The organism is Gemmobacter nectariphilus DSM 15620, assembly GCF_000429765.1.
In the GTDB taxonomy this organism is placed as follows: Bacteria; Pseudomonadota; Alphaproteobacteria; order Rhodobacterales; family Rhodobacteraceae; genus Wagnerdoeblera; species Wagnerdoeblera nectariphila.
In genome coordinates, this window is the sequence record NZ_KE386949.1 from 90,519 (window position 1) to 109,543 (window position 19,025).

20 protein-coding genes are annotated in these 19,025 nt (G+C 67.4%); 18 read left to right on the forward strand and 2 right to left on the reverse strand.

Annotated features, from left to right (window positions below):
• Nucleotides 1–31: 31 nt before the first annotated feature.
• The 18 genes from G481_RS0119165 (at nt 32) to G481_RS0119250 (ending at nt 16,223) form a co-directional block, all read left to right on the forward strand.
• Nucleotides 32–910: a carbon-nitrogen hydrolase family protein gene (locus G481_RS0119165; RefSeq protein WP_028031420.1), complete on the forward strand. Its 879-nt coding sequence runs from the start codon at nt 32–34 to the stop codon at nt 908–910.
• Nucleotides 911–1,128: 218 nt separating this feature from the next.
• Nucleotides 1,129–1,347, forward strand: a complete 219-nt coding sequence (gene infA / locus G481_RS0119170; RefSeq protein ID WP_028031421.1) for a translation initiation factor IF-1 — start codon at nt 1,129–1,131, stop codon at nt 1,345–1,347.
• Nucleotides 1,347–1,922 (forward strand): Maf family protein, encoded by a 576-nt coding sequence (locus G481_RS0119175; protein ID WP_028031422.1) that lies wholly within the window; start codon nt 1,347–1,349, stop codon nt 1,920–1,922. Before infA ends, G481_RS0119175 begins: the two co-directional genes overlap by 1 nt.
• Complete coding sequence (locus G481_RS0119180; protein WP_028031423.1) at nt 1,919–2,959, forward strand: ribonuclease E/G; 1,041 nt, start codon at nt 1,919–1,921, stop codon at nt 2,957–2,959. Before G481_RS0119175 ends, G481_RS0119180 begins: the two co-directional genes overlap by 4 nt.
• Nucleotides 2,956–3,120 (forward strand): DNA gyrase inhibitor YacG, encoded by a 165-nt coding sequence (gene yacG / locus G481_RS0119185; RefSeq protein WP_028031424.1) that lies wholly within the window; start codon nt 2,956–2,958, stop codon nt 3,118–3,120. The genes G481_RS0119180 and yacG overlap by 4 nt, the downstream gene beginning before the upstream one ends.
• 129 nt (nt 3,121–3,249) lie before the next feature.
• Nucleotides 3,250–4,764, forward strand: a complete 1,515-nt coding sequence (gpmI, locus tag G481_RS0119190) for a 2,3-bisphosphoglycerate-independent phosphoglycerate mutase (protein WP_028031425.1) — start codon at nt 3,250–3,252, stop codon at nt 4,762–4,764.
• Nucleotides 4,764–5,888 (forward strand): murein hydrolase activator EnvC family protein, encoded by a 1,125-nt coding sequence (locus G481_RS0119195; RefSeq protein WP_028031426.1) that lies wholly within the window; start codon nt 4,764–4,766, stop codon nt 5,886–5,888. The genes gpmI and G481_RS0119195 overlap by 1 nt, the downstream gene beginning before the upstream one ends.
• Nucleotides 5,889–5,897: 9 nt before the next feature.
• Nucleotides 5,898–7,226, forward strand: coding sequence for a S41 family peptidase (locus tag G481_RS0119200; protein WP_028031427.1), 1,329 nt, complete (start codon nt 5,898–5,900; stop codon nt 7,224–7,226).
• Nucleotides 7,223–7,693, forward strand: coding sequence for an RNA pyrophosphohydrolase (locus G481_RS0119205; RefSeq protein WP_028031428.1), 471 nt, complete (start codon nt 7,223–7,225; stop codon nt 7,691–7,693). The genes G481_RS0119200 and G481_RS0119205 overlap by 4 nt, the downstream gene beginning before the upstream one ends.
• Nucleotides 7,690–8,472, forward strand: coding sequence for an inositol monophosphatase family protein (locus tag G481_RS0119210; RefSeq protein WP_035026803.1), 783 nt, complete (start codon nt 7,690–7,692; stop codon nt 8,470–8,472). The genes G481_RS0119205 and G481_RS0119210 overlap by 4 nt, the downstream gene beginning before the upstream one ends.
• Nucleotides 8,473–8,749: 277 nt before the next feature.
• Nucleotides 8,750–9,850: an ABC transporter substrate-binding protein gene (locus G481_RS0119215; RefSeq protein ID WP_035026804.1), complete on the forward strand. Its 1,101-nt coding sequence runs from the start codon at nt 8,750–8,752 to the stop codon at nt 9,848–9,850.
• A gap of 80 nt (nt 9,851–9,930) precedes the next feature.
• Nucleotides 9,931–10,803 carry an ABC transporter permease gene (locus tag G481_RS0119220; protein WP_028031431.1) on the forward strand — a complete coding sequence of 291 codons (873 nt, stop codon included), beginning with the start codon at nt 9,931–9,933 and terminating at the stop codon, nt 10,801–10,803.
• The gene (locus tag G481_RS0119225) at nt 10,800–11,582 is read left to right on the forward strand and encodes an ABC transporter permease (protein WP_028031432.1); all 783 of its coding nucleotides are present in this window, start codon (nt 10,800–10,802) and stop codon (nt 11,580–11,582) included. The genes G481_RS0119220 and G481_RS0119225 overlap by 4 nt, the downstream gene beginning before the upstream one ends.
• A complete protein-coding gene (locus G481_RS0119230) occupies nt 11,582–12,631 on the forward strand; it encodes an ABC transporter ATP-binding protein (protein ID WP_028031433.1) in 1,050 nt (349 codons plus the stop codon). Before G481_RS0119225 ends, G481_RS0119230 begins: the two co-directional genes overlap by 1 nt.
• Nucleotides 12,632–12,806: 175 nt before the next feature.
• Nucleotides 12,807–13,853 carry a Hint domain-containing protein gene (locus G481_RS0119235; protein WP_028031434.1) on the forward strand — a complete coding sequence of 349 codons (1,047 nt, stop codon included), beginning with the start codon at nt 12,807–12,809 and terminating at the stop codon, nt 13,851–13,853.
• Nucleotides 13,854–14,053: 200 nt separating this feature from the next.
• Entirely contained in the window at nt 14,054–14,374 is a 321-nt protein-coding gene (gene clpS, locus G481_RS0119240; protein ID WP_028031435.1) for an ATP-dependent Clp protease adapter ClpS, read from the forward strand.
• A gap of 18 nt (nt 14,375–14,392) precedes the next feature.
• Nucleotides 14,393–15,403 carry a class I SAM-dependent methyltransferase gene (locus G481_RS0119245; protein ID WP_028031436.1) on the forward strand — a complete coding sequence of 337 codons (1,011 nt, stop codon included), beginning with the start codon at nt 14,393–14,395 and terminating at the stop codon, nt 15,401–15,403.
• 13 nt (nt 15,404–15,416) lie between these two features.
• A complete protein-coding gene (locus tag G481_RS0119250; protein WP_028031437.1) occupies nt 15,417–16,223 on the forward strand; it encodes an SDR family NAD(P)-dependent oxidoreductase in 807 nt (268 codons plus the stop codon).
• A 165-nt stretch (nt 16,224–16,388) separates the two neighbouring features.
• Here the strand turns inward: G481_RS0119250 and G481_RS0119255 are convergent, their stop codons facing one another.
• Nucleotides 16,389–17,888, reverse strand: a complete 1,500-nt coding sequence (locus G481_RS0119255; RefSeq protein ID WP_028031438.1) for an aldehyde dehydrogenase — start codon at nt 17,886–17,888, stop codon at nt 16,389–16,391.
• A 4-nt stretch (nt 17,889–17,892) separates the two neighbouring features.
• Nucleotides 17,893–19,023: a zinc-dependent alcohol dehydrogenase family protein gene (locus G481_RS0119260; protein ID WP_028031439.1), complete on the reverse strand. Its 1,131-nt coding sequence runs from the start codon at nt 19,021–19,023 to the stop codon at nt 17,893–17,895.
• Nucleotides 19,024–19,025 lie beyond the last annotated feature (2 nt).

The following is a 19,025-nucleotide window of genomic DNA, read 5'->3' on the forward strand; positions in this document are numbered from 1 at the left end:
CCCTTCAAGCCGCGATGATCGGAGGACCAGGATGAAACTTGCCGCCGCAGCCTATCCGCTGGACTGGTTCGACGACTGGGCCGGATATGCCGCCAAGCTGACCCGCTGGATCGCCGATGGAGCCGCGACCGGCGCCGATCTGCTGGTCTTCCCGGAATATGCCGCGATGGAGCTGGCCAGTCTTGGCGGTGCTGCGGTCGCGGCCGATCTGCAAGGCGCGCTGCGCGAGGTGGCGCGGCACAGGGCAGCGGCGGATGCCCTGCACCTGCGGCTTGCCGCGCAGCATGGGGTGCATGTCCTTGGGGGATCAGGCCCGGTGTGGCAGGATGACCGCCCTGTCAACCGGGCCACGCTTTATGGCCCTTCGGGGATTGTCGGGCATCAGGACAAGCAGATCATGACCCGGTTCGAGCGCGAAGACTGGGATGTCCGGCCTGGCGGCCCGCTGACAGTCATGGACACGCCCTTTGCCCGACTGGGCACCATCATCTGCTATGACAGCGAATTTCCCCTGCTTGCGCGCGCGCTATGTGAGGCGGGGGCGGATCTGCTGCTGACCCCCTCTTGCACCGAGACCTGGGCCGGGTTCATGCGGGTGCGGATCGGGGCCATGGCGCGGGCGCTGGAAAACCAGTGCCCCGTGATTCACGCTCCCCTGATCGGCAGCGCCCCCTGGTGCGCCGGGGTCGAGGAGAACCGCGGCGCCGCCGCGATCTATGGCCCGCCGGATGACGGCTGGCCCGAGAGCGGGATCCTGGCCGAGACCGCGCCCGACCTGCCCGGCTGGGCCTTTGCCGAAATCCCGCGCGCGCGGATCGAACGCACCCGGGCGGAGGGCGTGGTTCTGGGCTTTCGTCACTGGCCGGAACAAGTGGAACGTGTGGCACGCGGTGTGGAATCGGCGCGCTGATCCCTGGCGCCGGACCGGGAGGCTTTGCGCCCCCCGGACCCCCCGCAGGATATTTGGACAAGGCGAAATCCCGAAGAAGTGACGCGCCGTGCCGGCAAAGCGCCGATCCACCCCCGGCGATGGGGGCTTTTGCGGCCTTTCCCCCTTGAAAATTCCGCGCGCCGCGCCCATTACCACGCTTGCCTGCATTTGTCGCAGGCGTTTTGATCGGAGTGACCATGGCCAAGGAAGAACTGCTCGAATTCCCCGGCGTCGTGAAGGAACTCCTGCCGAACACGACGTTCAAGGTCGAGCTGGACAACGGCCATGAACTGATCGCGACGATGGCAGGCAAGATGCGCAAGAACCGCATCCGTGTTCTGGCGGGCGACCGGGTTCAGGTTGAAATGACGCCCTATGATCTGACCAAGGGCCGGATCAACTATCGCTTCAAGTGATGCGGCTGATCCTCGGGTCGGCCAGCCCGCGCCGGAAGGAACTTCTGGCGCAACTCGGCATCGTGCCCGATGCCATCCTGCCCCCCGATATCGATGAAACGCCAAGGCGGGCAGAACTGCCGCGCCCCTATTGTGCGCGCATGGCGGCCGAAAAGGCCGCTGCGGTCGATGCGGGGCCCGATGATATCGTGTTGTGCGCCGATACCACGGTTGCGCTTGGCCGCCGCATCCTGGGCAAGCCTGCCGATGCTGGCGAGGCGGCCGCCTTCCTGACCCTGTTGGGCGGGCGGCGGCACGAGGTGATCACCGCGGTTGCCGTGCGCCGGGGCACGCGGCTTTGGACGCGAGAGGTGGTCTCTTTCGTCAAGTTCAAGCGCCTGTCGGATGCCGAACTGAACGGATATCTGGCCAGCGGCGAATGGCAGGGCAAGGCCGGCGGCTATGGCATTCAGGGGCTGGCCGGTGCCTTCGTGCCCTGGATGCAGGGCTCGTTCACCGGGGTTGTCGGCCTGCCGGTGGCGGAAACCGCCGCGCTGTTGCAGGCGGCCGGATGGCCGGTCTGGAGGATGGAATGAAAGGCCGCGTTGTCGTTCTGGACCGCTGGCAGGGCCGCGAGGCTGCCGCGCTGGTCGTTGATGGCCAGCTGGAGGATCTGCTCATCGACCCCGAGGGCGACGATCCCTTGCGCCCCGGCGCGATCTTGCGCGGTGTGGTGGACCGCCCGGTCAAGGGTCAGGGCGGCGTCTTCGTCAAGCTGCCCGGCGGGTCGGGCTTTCTGCGCCAGGTCTCGGGGCTGGCGCCGGGCCAGCGGGTGATCGTGCAGGTCACCGGCGCGTCCGAGGCGGGCAAGGCCGCCCCGGTCTCGCTGCGGGTGCTGTTCAAGTCGCGCCTGGCCATCGTCACCCCTGGCGCGCCCGGCCTCAACATCTCGCGCCGCATCCGCGACGAGGAACTGCGCGCGGATCTGCAGGCCCTTGCCACCGAGGCCATGGCGGGCGCGGCGCCGGACCACGGGCTGATCCTGCGCTCGGCCTGCGAGGGCGCGGGCGATGACGAAATTGCCGATGACATTCTGGCCATGCGCGATCTGGCCGCTGCCGTCATGGCCGATCTGGACGGCGCACCCGAGCTGCTGGTCGAGGCGCCCGGCGCCCATGATACCGCCTGGCGCGACTGGTCCGACCCTGCTCCCGACGAGGTAGACGACAGCGACGGTTCCTTTGCCACCCATGCGGTCGACGACATGATCGACGATCTGCGCAGCCCGGTGGCCGCCCTGCCCGCCGGTGCCTCGATGGTGATCGAGCCGACCCGCGCACTGGTCGCGGTGGATGTGAACACCGGCCCCGATACCTCGCTGGCCGCCGGGATCAAGGCCAACATCGCCGCCGCGCGCGATCTGCCGCGTCAGCTGCGCCTGCGCGGCCTTGGCGGTCAGATCACCGTCGACTTCGCGCCAATGCCCAAGAAGGACCGGGGCACGCTCGAACAGGTGCTGCGCGCCGCCTTCAAGGGCGAGGCGGCGGAAACCACCCTTGCCGGCTGGACCCCGCTGGGCTGTTTTGAACTGCAACGCAAGCGCGACCGCCCGGCACTGGACACCCTGCTATGAGCGCCTGCCCCATTTGCGGCAAGCCCGCCCATGCGGACTACCGCCCCTTCTGCTCGAAACGCTGCGCCGATGTCGATCTGGCCCGCTGGCTGAACGGCAGCTACGCCATTCCGGCCGCCGAGGACGAACCCGACGACGCGCCACCGGCACAACCGCATTAGGCTTTGCCTTTTTCGAAATACCCTCGGGGGTATCCAAAGGGGGCAGACAGCCCCCTTGGCGGGGGGTGCGGGGGGCTGGCCCCCCGCCGCCATCCCCGCTAAAACCTCGCCCAAAGCCGGAGGCCCCAGATGACTCATCCCAAACCCGTCGTCCTTTGCATCCTCGATGGCTGGGGCCTGTCGCCCGACACCACCGCCAATGCCCCCTATCTGGCGCAGACCCCGGCCTTTGACGACGCCTGGGCCAACTGCCCCCATGCCACGCTGATCACCCATGGCCCCGATGTCGGCCTGCCCACCGGCCAGATGGGCAACTCCGAGGTCGGGCACACCAATATCGGCGCGGGCCGGGTGGTGGCGATGGATCTGGGCCAGATCGACCTTGCGATCGAGGATGGCAGCTTTCAGCAAAACCCGGCGATCCTGGCCTTCATCGACAAGCTGAAAGCGACCGGCGGCACCGCGCATCTGATGGGCGTGGTCTCGGATGGCGGGGTGCATGGCCACATCACTCATATCCTGGCCGCCGTCCGCATGATCGCGGCCGCCGGCGTTCCGGTGGCGGTCCATGCCATCACCGACGGGCGCGATGTGGCGCCGGTCTCGGCCGCTGGCTATATCCGGACGCTGGAACAGGGTCTGCCTGCCGGTGCCCGGATTGCCACGGTGATCGGCCGCTACTGGGCGATGGACCGCGACAACCGCTGGAAGCGGGTCGAACGCGCCTGGGAGGCGATGGTCAAGGCCGAGGGTTTCCCGGCCGCCACCCCGGCCGAGGCCGTCGCCATGGCGCATGAGGCCTCGGAAACCGACGAATTCATCCAGCCGCGCGTGATCGGGGATTACGCCGGCATGAAGGATGGCGACGGGGTCTTCTGCCTGAACTTCCGCGCCGACCGCGCGCGGGAAATCCTGCTCTCGCTTGGCCAGCCCGGCTTTGCCGAATTCGACATCGAGGGGCGCCCCGACCTGATCATGCTGGGCATGGTGGATTATTCCAGGGACCACGACAGGTTCATGTCCACCGCCTTTCCCAAGCAGACCATCGTCAACACGCTGGGCGAATGGGTGGCCAAGCACGGGCGCACCCAGTTCCGACTGGCCGAGACGGAAAAATACCCGCATGTCACCTTTTTCCTCAATGGCGGGCAGGAAACCCCGGCGACGGGCGAGGATCGCTTCATGCCGAAATCGCCCAAGGTGGCGACCTATGACCTGCAGCCCGAGATGTCGGCGGACGAGGTCACGGAAAAGTTCCTCGCAGCCATTGCCCATGGCTATGACCTGATCGTTGTCAACTATGCCAACCCGGATATGGTGGGCCATACGGGCAGCCTGCCCGCCGCCATCGCGGCCTGCGAGGCGGTGGACCGCGGGCTGCAACAGGTGATCCCGGCCATCACGGCCGCAGGGGGGGCAATGCTGCTGACGGCAGATCATGGCAATTGCGAAACCATGGTCGACCCGGTGACGGGCGGCCCCCATACCGCGCATACGACAAACCCGGTGCCGGTGATCCTGATCGGCGGGCCCGAAGGCGTGCGGCTGCGCGATGGGCGGCTGGCCGATGTGGCGCCCACGCTGCTGCAGCTGATGGGCCTGCCGCAGCCGCCCGAAATGACCGGGCAGAGCCTGATCGCATGATCTTGCGGGCCACCCTTCTGGCGCTGATGCTGGCAGGGTCCGCCCTGCCCGCCCGCGCCGCGACGGTGGCCGAACAGGCGGGCGCGGCCAGCGCCGATCTGATCGCCGCGATCGAGGCGCTGGAACAGGCCACCGCCGGCAGGGATCAGGTCGCGGCCCTGACGCGCACCATCACCGCCTATGAAAAGGGCCTTGGCGCCCTGCGCGAGGTTCTGCGCCAGGCCACCATCCGCGAAGCCGCCCTGCTGATGCGCTTCGAGGCCAAGCGCGACCGCGTGGCCCGGCTGGTCGGCGTGATGTCGGCCATGGGCACCGATCCCTCGCCGCTGTTGCTGCTGCACCCTTCGGGCCCCTTGGGCACGGCGCGGTCCGGCATGATGCTGGCCGAGGTGACGCCTGCCCTGCAGGCCGAGGTGACCCAGCTGCGCGCCGAGCTGCAAGAGGTCGCGGATCTGCGCCGCCAGCAGACCGCCGCCGCCGACACGCTGCAACGCGGCCTGACCGCCGCGCAAGAGGCGCGCACCGCCCTGAGCCAGGCCATCGCCGCACGCGGCCCGCTGCCGCTGCGCTTCACGGGCGATCCTGAACGGCTGAAGCTGATGATCCAGGATGCCGACACGCTGGATGCGCTGGCGACCGGCCTTGCGCCCGACCTGAACGCCGCCGACACCGGCCTTGCCGATTTCGCCAGCGCCATGGGCCGGATCCCCATGCCGGTCGTCGGCCAGATCCTGCGCCGCTATGGCGAGGCCGACGCCGCCGGGATCGAACGCCCCGGCCTTGTGGTGGCCACCCGCCCCAAGGCCCTGGTCACCGCGCCATGGTCGGGCACCATCCGCTATCTTGGCCCGTTCCTCGACTACGGAAACGTGATGATCCTGGAACCCGGTCCCGGCTATCTTCTGGTGCTCGCCGGCCTTGGAACGATGTATGGCGAGGTGGGCGAGGTTGTGGCCGCAGGCGCCCCGCTTGGCCTGATGGGCGGGACGGACGATAGCCATGGCCTTGTGCAAGAGATGCGAAACGCCTCTGGATCCTCGGGGTCGGAAACGCTCTATATGGAACTCAGACAGGGCGGTCAGCCCGTGGACCCCGGCGACTGGTTCGCCGAAGCGAAGGAATAGGACGACGCCATGAGGAAATATGTGCTGGCCGCCTTGGGGGGCACTGTCGCCGGAGCCGTGATCGCCACGCAGCTGGCAGGCCCGCTTCTGGCGCAAGAGGCGGCGAACAAGGCCTCGGTCTATCAGCAGCTTGACCTGTTCGGCGACGTGTTCGAACGCATCCGCGCCCAGTATGTCGAGGATGTCGAGCCTGAAAAGCTGATCGAGGCGGCGATCAACGGAATGCTCACCTCGCTGGATCCGCATTCGTCCTATCTGGCGAAAAAGGACTTCGACGCCATGCAGGTGCAGACCCGCGGCCAGTTCGGCGGGCTGGGGATCGAGGTCACGCAGGAAGACGGCTATGTCAAGGTCGTGACCCCGATGGACGACACGCCGGCGGCGGCCGCGGGCATCCAGCCGGGCGATTTCATCACCCATGTCGATGGGGAATCGGTCATGGGCCTGACGCTGGATCAGGCGGTCGACAAGATGCGCGGTCCGGTCGGGTCGGAAATCGTGATCACCGTGGTCCGTCAGGGCACGGCCGAACCCTTTGACGTCTCGATCATCCGCGACACCATCAAGCTGACCGTCGCCCGCGCCCGGCTGGAAGGCAGCACGGCGGTTGTCCGGCTGACCACCTTCAATGACCAGACCTATCCGGGGCTGGAATCGGGCTTGAAGAAAGTGTTCGAGGAAGCCGGCGGCGCCGACAAGGTGAACGGCGTGGTGCTGGATCTGCGCAACAACCCCGGCGGGCTGCTGAACCAGGCGATCAAGGTGGCCGATGCCTTCCTGGAACAGGGGGAGATCGTGTCCACCCGTGGCCGCAAGGCCGGCGATGGCGAGCGGTTCAATGCGACGGCCGGCGATCTGACCGGGGGCAAGCCGCTGGTCGTGCTGATCAACGGCGGCTCGGCCTCGGCCTCGGAAATCGTGGCGGGGGCCTTGCAGGACCATCACCGCGCGATCCTTGTGGGCACGAAAAGCTTTGGCAAGGGATCCGTCCAGTCGGTCATCCCGCTCCGCGGCGACGGGGCGATGCGGCTGACCACCTCGCGCTATTACACGCCCTCGGGCCGGTCGATCCAGGCGCTGGGGGTTCACCCCGACATTCTGGTCCAGCAGCCGCCCCGCACCCCGGTGGACGAGACGGCGGCGGCCAAACCCGACCGCACCCGCACCGAGGCCAGCCTGCGCGGCAGCCTGACCAACGATTCGATGACCGAGGACGAAAAGCGCATGCTGGAAGAAGAAGCCGCGCGCGCCGAAGCCTCGGCCAAGCTGCGGGCGGATGACTATCAGCTGGCCTATGCCATCGACATCCTGCGCGGCGCGGCGGCGGTGGGCAAGTGAGCGATCTGCCCTATCGCCCTTGTGTCGGCGTCATGCTGGTCAACCGCGACGGGCTGATCTTTGCCGGGCAGCGGCTGGACAGCGAAAGCCCTGCCTGGCAGATGCCCCAGGGCGGCATTGACGAGGGCGAAAAGCCCCGCAAGGCCGCCTTGCGCGAATTGTGGGAAGAAACTGGGGTCACCAGCGATCTGGTCGAGTTCGTCGCCAAGACGAGCGACTGGGTGCTGTATGACCTGCCGCCCGAATTGCTGGGCAAGGTCTGGGGCGGCAAGTTCCGCGGCCAGCGGCAGAAGTGGTTCCTGTTCCGCTTTACCGGCACCGACGACCAGATCCGCATCGACACCGAGCACCCGGAGTTTTCCCGTTGGAAATGGGTGCAGGCCGATGACATGCTGGCGGCCATCGTGCCCTTCAAGCGCGCGGTCTATGACAAGGTGGTCGCCGAATTCCGCGAGCATCTGGCATGACCCCCGATCTGACGGCGCTGGCAGGCGCCATGCGCGATATCCTGTCCAAGGCGCGCGATGTCCCGCTGGACCATTTCCGCGCGGGCATCGCGGTCGAGGCCAAGGCAGATGAAAGCCCGGTGACCCGCGCCGACCGCGCCGCCGAACAGGCGCTGCGGGCAGCCATTGCCGCGCGGTTCCCCGACCATGGCATCTATGGCGAGGAATTCGGCGGCGACACCCAGGGCCATGACCATCTGTGGGTCATCGACCCGGTCGATGGCACGAAAAGCTTCATCTCGGGCCATCCGCTGTGGGGCATGCTGCTGGGCCATCTGTATCAGGGGCGCCCGGTCATGGGCGCCGTGCAGATGCCCGTGCTGGGCGAGGTGGCGCTTGGCGGCCCCGGTTTCGGCGCCTTTCTGAACGACCGGCCGATTGCGGTGCGGCAGGGCGTGGCGCCTGCCGATGCCTTTGTCTGCATCAACGAGCTGCGCCGCGTGCTGCTGGCCGACCGGCCGGTTGCCGATGCGCTGCTGGGTGCGGCCCGCTATGTGCGCGAGACGGCGGATTGCTATACCTATGTCCAGCTGGCCGCCGGCTGGGTGGATGGCGTGGTCGATCATGGCCTTGAACCCTATGACTATCTGCCCGTCCTGCCGCTGGTTCAGGCCGCAGGCGGCGTGATGACCGACTGGGATGGCAACCCCTTGGGATTCGGGTCCGACGGCCGGGTCGTGGCCGGCAGCCCCGCCGTGCACGCGCATCTGCTGGAGGTGATCGCCCGCGCGCGCGGCTGATCGCAGGGGCGGTGCGCGCAGGCGGCGCGAAAGGCGCGATTTTGCGCGCAAATGCGCGCCATCCGGGCAATGACGGGCGCGTTTTCCCGCGCCATGATGCCGGTCAAGTGGCTTTTCGCCCGTCCGGTCAAATTCCGTGCTTGCCAAGTGTAACGGTTTTATGTCTGCCTTCTGGCGGACAATCGCCTGCAACCACCTGCAAAACCGTCACAGAACGGTTGCAAACCAGATTCTACAAGAGGCCAGCCGATCCGGCCCTGTTCCAACGGAGAGAGACATGAAACGGATGATGACCGCGAGCCTGGCAATTGCCGCCCTGCTCGGTTCGAACGCGATGGTCAGCGCCCAGTCGATGGAAGACATCATCGAAGGCGCCAAGAAGGAAGGCATGCTGACCACGATCGCCCTGCCGCATGACTGGTGCGGCTATGGCGAGATCATTGCCAGCTTCAAGGCGAAATACCCCTTCCTCACCGTGAACGAGCTGAACCCCGACGCGGGCTCGGCCGACGAGCTGGAAGCGGTCCGCGCCAACAAGGACAACAAGGGCCCGCAGGCGCCCGACGTGCTGGACGTGGGTCTGGCCTTCGGCCCGCAGGCCAAGGCCGAAGGGCTGATCGCGCCCTACAAGGTCTCGACCTGGGACGAGATCGGCGACAACGTCAAGGACGCCGATGGCTATTACTATGGCGCCTATTATGGCGTGATGTCCTTTGTCACCAACAAGGACCTGGTCGACACCGCCCCGACCGAATGGGAAGACCTGCTGAAGCCGGAATATGCCGGACAGGTCGCGCTGGCAGGCGATCCGCGCGCCTCGAACCAGGCGATCCTGGGCGTTCTGTCGGCCGGCATGGCGCGCGGCGCCGCTGCGGGCAAGGCCTCGGGCGAGGCCGGGCTGAAGTTCTTCAAGGAACTCAACGATGCCGGCAACTTCGTTCCGGTCATCGGCAAGGCCGGCACGCTGGCCCAGGGCACCACGCCGATCATGGTGATGTGGGACTATAACGCCCTGGCCGCCCGCGATTCGCTGAAAGGCAACCCGCCGGTCGAAGTGACCGTGCCGACCAAGGGCACGCTGGCCGGTGTCTATGTTCAGGCGATCTCGGCCTATGCGCCGCATCCGAACGCCGCCAAGCTGTGGATGGAGCATATCTTCTCGGACGAAGGCCAGAACGGCTACGTCAAGGGCTATTGCCACACCGCGCGGTTCAACAAGATGGTCGCCGAAGGCAAGGTGCCGCAGGCGCTGCTGGATGCGCTGCCGCCGGCAGAACCCTATGCCAACGCCTATTTCCCGACCATCGAGGAACAGGGCGCCAACAAGGAAACCGTGGTCGGCGGCTGGGATTCCGTCGTCGGCGCGAACGTCCAGTAATGCGATCTGAGGCGCGGCCCACGGGCTGCGCGCGCGGGGGCGGCACGTCTGCCCCCGCGACCGACTGACGGAGCCCGGCAATGCCATCCTCCTCCTCCGGCGGCCGCTTGCGGTTCAATCCGCATTGGCTGGGCCTTGTGCCCTTTGCGCTGTTTGCGCTGCTGTTCCTGATCCTGCCGACGATGAAGATCGTGGTGGGTGCCTTTCAGACGCCCGATGGCAGCTTCACACTGGACAATATCCGCGGGCTGAACACGCCCTCGATCCTGTCGTCCTACTGGGTGTCGATCCAGCTGAGCCTGATCACGGCCGCGCTTGGCTGCCTTGTCGGCTTTGGCATGGCGGCGGCGGTCATTCTGGGCGGGCTGCCCCGCGCCGTGCGCGGGCCGCTGATGACGTTTTCGGGCGTTGCCTCGAACTTTGCCGGCGTGCCGCTGGCCTTTGCCTTTCTGGCGACACTGGGGCCGGTGGGCCTGGCCACGCTGTGGCTGCGGCAGGAATTCGGCATCAACCTGCGCGCCATGGGGTTCAACCTGCTGTCGTTCTGGGGGCTGGTGGTGGTTTACCTGTTCTTCCAGATCCCGCTGATGATCCTCATCATCGCCCCGGCCATCGACGGGCTGAAGCGCGAATGGCGCGAGGCGGCGGCGATTCTGGGGGCAACCGGCGCGCAATACTGGCGCATGGTGGCGCTGCCCATCCTGTTCCCGTCCCTGCTGGGCACCTTTGCGTTGCTTTTTGCCAATTCCTTCGGGGCCATTGCCACCGCATTCGCCTTGACAGGTCCGCAATTGAACATCGTGCCGATCAAGCTGTTCGCCCAGATCCGCGGTGACGTGCTGGGCGATCCGCATCTGGGCTATGCGCTGGCCTTTGGCATGATCGTGATCACCGGCGTTGCCAACGGGCTTTACATCTGGCTGCGGGTGCGCAGCGAAAGGTGGCTGAAATGACCCGCCTGTTCGCCTGGGGCACGCTGCTGGTCGGCTGCGTGTTCTTTGCCCTGCCGCTGATCGGCATGACCGAATTCAGCCTGCGGATGCGGCGCGGCGTCTATTCGCTGGACGCCTATGCCGTCGTGCTGGCGGACGAGCGGTTTCAGCAGACCTTCGGCTATTCGGTGCTGATGGCGCTGGCGACGATCCTGGTAGGGGTGCTGCTGGTGGTGCCGACCGCCTATTGGGTGCGGCTGAAGCTGCCTGCCGCGCGGCCTTGGGTCGAATTCGTGACGCTGCTGCCGCTGGTCATTCCGGCGATTGTCGTCGTGTTCGGCTATATCCGGCTTTACAACACATCCAGCTTCCTGCCGCTGACCGGCAGCGCGATGGGCACCAACATCTTGCTGATGTGCGGCTATGTCATGCTCTCGCTGCCCTACATGTATCGCGCGGTGGATACCGGGCTGCGCGCCATCGACGTGGCCACGCTGACCGAGGCGGCGCAATCGCTGGGCTCGGGCTGGATCACCATCATGGCGCGGGTGATCTTGCCCAATGTGCTGACGGCGGTGCTGTCGGGCGCCTTTCTGACCTTTGCCATCGTGATCGGCGAATTCACCATGGCAGCACTGCTGAACCGGCCAGCCTTTGGCCCCTACATGCAGGTGCTGGGCGCCAACCGCGCCTATGAACCTGCGGCGCTGGCGGTGATCGCCTTTGCGATCACCTGGGCCTGCATGGGCCTGATCCAGCTTGTCACCCGCTTTTCCAAGCACAACCGGGCACGGAGCTGATGGCCTTTCTCGACATCGAACATCTGGAAAAATCCTTCGGCACGAACCGGGTCGTCAAGGACTTCAACCTTGCGGTGGACAAGGGCGAGTTCATCTCGCTGCTTGGTCCTTCGGGCTGCGGCAAGACGACGGTGCTGCGCATGGTGGCGGGGTTTGAAACGCCCAGTTCCGGCGTGATCCGCATCGACGGCAAGGATGTGGTCCGGCTGCGCCCCAACCAGCGCAACATCGGCATGGTGTTCCAGGCCTATGCGCTGTTTCCCAACCTGACGGTGGCGCAGAACGTCGCATTTGGCATGAAGGTTGCCGGTGTGCCTTCGGCACAGCGGGCGGCGCGGGTGGCCGAGATGCTGGCGCTGATCGGCCTGCCCGATCTGGGCGCGCGCTATCCGTTCCAGCTGTCGGGCGGGCAGCAACAGCGCGTGGCGCTGGCCCGGGCGCTGGCGGTGCGACCGCAGGTTCTGCTGCTGGACGAGCCGCTTTCGGCGCTGGACGCCAAGATCCGCGTCAGCCTGCGCACCGAGATTCGCCAGATCCAGCGCGAGCTGGGCATCACCACCATCTTCGTGACCCACGATCAGGAAGAAGCCCTGTCGATGTCCGATCGTGTTGTGGTCATGAACGGCGGCGTGGCCGAACAGGTGGCCGAACCGTTCGAAATCTACAACCGGCCGGCCACCCGCTTTGTGGCCGGTTTCGTGGGCCAGCTCAGCCGGATCGAGGCGCGGGTCGTCGATCCCGCCAGTGGCGAGGTGGAAATTGCGGGCGCGCGTCACCGGCTGAACCGCCCGCTGCCGGCCGGATCAGTCGCCCTGGCCCTGCGGCCCGAGGTGTTGCGCCTGGGCGCCGACCCGTCGCGCGAATTGACCCTGACGGGCCGCGTGGCCGAGGTGGATTTCCTTGGCTCGGTGATCCGCTTGCGGGTGGATGTGGGCCACGAGCGGCTGTCGGCAGATCTGTTCAACCGCCCCGACACCCCGCCCCCGGCGGTCGGCAGCACCGTCACGCTGTCGGCGGCGGCGGCGGACCTGATCGTCCTGTCCGCCTGAGCGGGCCGCGCAGCCGGGGCAAGGCCTTGTCCCGGCGCGATTATCGGGCGGGTGTTGCCCGGCTGCCCTAGCATACTTTCGTCTGGCCTGTTAACCTTTCGGACATAATCAGGTGCGCAAAGCACCATCGAGCAGGCAGCGCGCAACAATCGCGCACAGGCAAATGGGCAACATCATGGCACCGGGCACCCGGGGCATTCACATCATTTCGTGGTCTCAGACCGAGGCCGACGGCTTGCGCATGCCGGCCCCCGATCTGCTTCGGGTGGGGGCGGGCTGGCGCTGGATGGGTCAGGCGGTGCGGGTGGATCACCCCGGAGCGCTGCTGCTGGAACAGCCAGAGGGCGCGGACGATCTGCACCGGCGCGCGGCGCAGATGGTGCGCCGCCTGGTCGGCGCGGCGGTGGCCCGCGATGGCGTCCTGCCGCCAGAGGCCCCCGAATCGGCGCCCGAACAGGGCTTTGTGCTGACCGACGGGCGCCAGACCTGGGCCGCCACCATCGTTCCCGTGCCCGACAGCGCCGCCCGTCTGGTGATGTTCGTCGGCCCGATGCCGCCCGTGGGCCGGGATCTGTGGATCGTGCGATCGAATGTCTCGGCCCGGCTGCTGGGCGGCGACCTGCCACCCGAGGGCGGGGTGATCTGCTTTGCCCCCGGCACGCTGATCGCCACCCCGCAAGGCCCCCGCCCCATCGAAGCGCTGCGGCCCGGCGACCGGATCGACACCGCCGACGATGGCCCGCAAGAGATCCTGTGGTCGGGTCAGCGGCGGATGTCCGGGGCGCGGCTTTATGCCATGCCGCATCTGCGCCCGGTGCGCATTCGCGCGCTTGGTCTGGGCGAGGGGCGGCCGCAAGGCGATCTCCTGGTCTCGCCGCAGCACCGGATGCTGGTCCGCGGCCCGGCCGCCGATGCGCTGTTCGGCACGTCCGAAGTGCTGGTGCGCGCGCAGGATCTGGTCAACGATCATAGCGTGCTGGTGGATACCGCCCTGCGCGAGGTGACCTATGTGCATATCCTGCTGGAACGTCATCAGATCGTTTTCGCCAACGGTGTGCCGAGCGAGAGTTTTCACCCCCAGAGCGCCGCGCTGGACACGCTTGACCCCGCGCAGCGTCAGGGGTTGATGGGGCTGTTGCCGGACCCGGCGGCCTATGGCGGCTATGCCCGGCGCAACCTCAGCGCCTCGGAAGCCGCGATCCTGCGCCACGAGGCGATCTGAGGCGGCATCTGTCGCGGGGGGCCAGCCCCCCCTTGGCGCGTGCCGCGCCAAGTCCCCCCGGGATATTTGCGGACAGATGAAAGGGCCCCGCGCGACAAAGGCCGGCGGGGGGCCTTTTTTGCCGGGGCGGGATGGTCTATATAGACGGGCATTCCGCGATCCGAGACACGAGGCCCCATACCATGCGCCAAGCCTGGACCATGACCGACCGCAAGGACGGACCGGGCGACGATACCTCGGTCGTCACCAAGACACGCCCCAAGACGCAGCGCCCGCCGCTTTACAAGGTGCTGCTGCTGAACGACGACTACACGCCGATGGAATTCGTCGTGCATGTGCTGGAGCGGTTCTTTGGCATGACTCATGCCCAGGCCTTCGAGATCATGCTGACGGTCCACAAGAAGGGTGTCGCCGTGGTCGGGGTGTTCAGCTTTGAAGTGGCCGAGACCAAGGTCGCGCAGGTGATGGATTTCGCGCGGCGCCACCAGCATCCGCTGCAATGCACCATGGAAAAGGAATAAGGCCGCAAGCGGCCGCCCATGCGTTCCGAACGGCTTTCCCTGGCGCTGGAAGATGGCGCCGTGTCGCTGCCCCCCGAGGGGTGCATTCTGGTGTTGCGCCCGCGTGCGGGGGACGATCTGTCCGCCCTGGGCCGGGACCGGGTCCAGGTGGTGACAGGGTTCCGGCCCGACCATGATGCCTTTGCCGATCTGGGCTATGCCGTGGCAACCGCGCCGGATCGCGGCTATGCCGCCGCGCTGGTCTGCCTGCCGCGCACCCGCGATCTGGCCCGCGCGCTGCTGGCCGAGGCATCCTTGCGCGTCGTGCCTGGCGGGCCCGTGCTGGTGGACGGGCAAAAGACCGACGGCATCGAATCGGTCTGGCGCGAGCTGCGCGATATGGGGGCCGCGCCGGGGGCGCCGCTGTCCAAGGCGCATGGCAAGATCTTCAGCTTTGCCGCCGGGGTCGACCTGGGCGCCTGGGCCGCGCAGGACCTGCAGGTCGCGGGCGGCTTTGTCACCCGCCCCGGCGTGTTTTCCGCCGATGGCCCGGATGCGGCCTCCGCCCTGCTGGCCGCCGCCCTGCCCGAGAAACTGCCCCCCCGCGTAGCCGATCTGGGCGCCGGCTGGGGCTATCTGGCGCGCGCCATTCTGGCCCGCGCGGGCGTCAGCGAGTGTCATCTGATCGAGGCCGAGGCTGAGGCGCTGGACTGCGCGCGCCGCAACGTCACCGATCCGCGCGCGCGGTTCCACTGGGCGGATGCCACGCGCTTTCGCCCGGATCGGGCCTTTGACGCCGTGGTCTGCAACCCGCCCTTTCACAGCGGGCGCGAGGCCGACCCCGGTCTTGGCATCGCCTTTCTGAAGGCGGCGGCAGGCATGCTGACCACCTCGGGCACGCTGTGGCTGGTGGCGAACCGGCACCTGCCCTATGACCCCGTGCTTGCCGACCTCTTTCGCGAACACGAAGATCGGGGCGGTGATTCCCGGTTCCGCCTCTATCGCGCCAGCCGCCCCGTGCCGCGCCCTGCCCCGCGCAGACCGACCTGAAGGACCGCCTCGCATGACGCTTTCGATCTCTGGCAAGACCGCCATCGTCACCGGCGCCGCCCATGGCATCGGCCGCGCCATCGCCCGGCATTTCGTCGACCGCGGCGCCAATGTGATGTTCGCCGACATGGACGAGGATGCGCTGGAACGTGACCTGGGCGAGGAAGCCCATGCCGAAGGTCCGGTGCGCTGGTTCGGCGGCGATCTGCGCAAGAAGCTGACCATCAACAACCTGCTCTCGGCCACGCTCGATGCCTTTGACCGGGTGGATGTGCTGGTGAATGCCCATCGCTGCGTGCGCCTGTCTGACCCGCTCTGCGCCGAAGATGACGGGGTCGAGGAAATGTGGGCGCAGAACCTGATGACCTCGCTGCGCCTGTCGCAACATGTCGCGCGGCGCATGGTGGCTCAGGCCGAGAAATCCTCTGACACCGGCCCGGCCGGCTGCATCATCAACCTGTCGTCCATCGCGGCGCGGCTGACCCACCCGGATCTTCTGGGCTATTCGATGGCCTGCGCGGGGATCGAACAGATGACCCGGTCCATGGCCGTGGCCCTGGCGCCGCAGCGCATCCGCGTCAACTGCGTGGCCTTTGGCAGCGTCATGAGCGCCAGCCTGCAGGCCAGCCTCAAGGAAAACCCCGACTGGCGCGACGACATCCGCCGCGGCACCCCGGCGAACCGCATCGCTGCCCCGCTGGAACTGGCCGAGACGGTGCAGTTCCTTGCCTCGGACGGGGCGGGGTTCGTGACGGGCCAGGTCCTGACGGTCGATGGCGGACGCAGCCTGATCGACCCGGTGCGCCACCCGGCGCATTAGACCGGATCGCCCATCCGCCCCCCGCGCCCCTGCCGTTTCGACTTGTCCAAATATCCTCGGGGGGTGCCGGCAGGTCGCGCCATTGGTTCGAGAACCAACCGGCGCCGGGCCGTCAGGCCAAGAGGGGGGCAGAAGGCCCCCCTTTCGACGCGCGCCACCGACGCATCAGCGCAGAACGAAAGGATTGGCCTGTTCTGCGCCGTAATCCATCCAGACCGCCTTGGTTTCCAGGTAGTCGCGGATCGCCTCTTGCCCGCTTTCGCGGCCCATGCCCGACGATTTGAACCCGCCGAACGGCGACATGTAGCTGACGGTCCGGTAGCAATTGGTCCAGATCATCCCCGCCCGCAGCTTTTTCGCCGCCGTGAACATGCGGCGCTGGTCCTGCGTCCAGACCCCGGCAGCCAGCCCATAGGGGGTATCGTTCGCCAGCCGCCAGGCCTCGTCCTCGTCGCGAAACGAGATGACGGACAGCACGGGGCCGAACACCTCGGTCTGGGCAATGGCCATGTCGTTGGTCACGCCCGTGAACACTGTGGGTTCGATGAACCAGCCGTCGCCACATTCCGGGCGCTTTGCCGGCTCGCCGCCCATGGCGCAGGTCGCCCCGCCCTGACGCGCCATGGCGATGCAATCCAGGATACGGCGGTATTGCGGCGGGGTGGTCACCGGGCCGACCTGAGTGGCCGGATCCAGCGGATCCCCCATCCGCGCGGTGCGGGCCAGGGCCACGAATTTTTCCACAAAGGCATCGTGCAGGCTTTCATGCACGATCACCCGCGATCCGGCGATGCAGGTCTGCCCGCTGGCGGCAAAGATCCCCGAGACCACGCCACGCACGGCATTGTCCAGCACGGCATCTTCAAAGATCACCTGCGCCGACTTGCCGCCCAGCTCCAGCGTCAGCCGCTTGAACGTATCGGCCGCAGTTTTCGCGATGGCCCGGCCCGAGCCCTCGCCGCCGGTAAAGGCGATCTTGTCAACGCCCGGATGCGCGGTCAGCGCGGCGCCCGCCTCAGGGCCAAAGCCGGTGACCACGTTGACCACACCGGGGGGAAAGCCTGCCTCCTCGACCAGCCGCATCAGATCGAGCGTCGAGGCCGAGGTGAATTCGGACGGTTTGATGACCATGGTGCAGCCCGCCGCCAGCGCAGGCGCCATCTTCCAGGTCAGCAGCAGCAGCGGCGAGTTCCACGGCGTGATCGCCGCCACCACGCCCACGGGTTCGTGGCGCGTGTAGGTGAACATGTCGGGCTTGTCGATCGGCAGAACCGCGCCTTCGATTTTGTCGGCCAGCCCGCCGAAATAGTGGAACCATTGCGGGATATAGCCGCACTGGCCGCGCATCTCGGCCCAAAGCTTGCCGTTGTCGCGTACCTCGGACAGGGCCAGCCGGTCGGCATCACGGGCGATCAGCTCGGCCAGTCGGCGCAGCAGCAGACCGCGCTGGGTCGGGTGCATCGTCGCCCATGGCCCGCTGTCCAGCGCGGCGCGGGCCGCCGTGACCGCCCGGTCCACATCGGCGGCGCCGCAGCGCGGGATGCGCGCCCAGACCTTGGCGGTATAGGGATCGAGGCTGTCAAAGGTTTCCCCGGATGCCGCCCCGCCCCACTGGCCACCGATATAGACCTGATAGTCGTGGATGCGGTCGTCGCGCTGCTGCATGGTCTCAGTCCTGAAATTCGATGACTTGCCGGATCGCCTCGCCATGATGCAGGCGGTCGAACCCTTCGTTGATCTGGTCCAGCCGGATGCGGTGGGTCATCAGCCGGTCCACCGCCAGCTTGCCCCGCCGGTAAAGCCCCAGGAACCGCGGAATGTCGCGCGCCGGCACGCCCGAGCCAAGATAGCTGCCACGCAGGCTGCGTTCCTCGGCCACCAACGTCAGGGGCGAGATGTTCAGCACCGCCTTGGGGTTGGTCAGGCCCGCCGAAATCGTCGTTCCGCCGCGCCGGGTAAAGGAAAACGCCGATTCCAGCGCGCGGGCGGATCCGGCAAATTCCAGCGCGGCATCGACACCGCCCCCCGTTGCCTCCTTGATGCGGGCGGTCAGGTCGGGATCCGAGGCATCGAAGCAATGCGTCGCACCAAGTTCGCGCGCCAGATCCAGCTTGGCAGGCAGCGTGTCGACCGCGATGATCGTCTCGGCCCCCGCCGCCGCCGCGCCAAGGATCGCGGCCAGACCGACACCGCCAAGGCCCACGACCGCCGCCCGGCTGCCCGGCGGCACCGCGCCCATGTTGAACACCGCCCCCGCGCCGGTCAGCACCGCGCAGCCCATCAGCGCGGCAATGTTCAGCGGGATGTCCGGGTCGATCTTCACAAGGCTGCGGCGGCTGATCACCGCATGGCTGGCATAGGACGACACGCCCGTCATGTGATGCACCACCTGGCCACCCCGCGACAGGCGCGTGCCACCCGCCAGCATCTCGCCCCGCCCGTTCGCCGCAGCGCCGGGTTCGCACAGCGCAGGGCGCCCTGCCTGACAGGGACCGCAATGCCCGCAGGACGGCACAAAGACAAAGACCACATGGTCCCCGACCTTGAGATCGTCGACACCTTCGCCCAGCCGTTCGACGACGCCCGACCCTTCATGGCCCAGCACCATGGGCACCGGACGCGGCCGATCGCCATTGATGACCGACAGGTCGGAATGGCACAGGCCCGCCGCCGCGACGCGCACCAGCACCTCGCCGCGCTGCGGATCGGCAAGGTCGATCTGACCCACGGTCAGCGGCAGGGTTTCGGCATAGGGGCCGGGGCGGCCGATCTCTTCCAGAACGGCGGCGGTGATCTTCATGG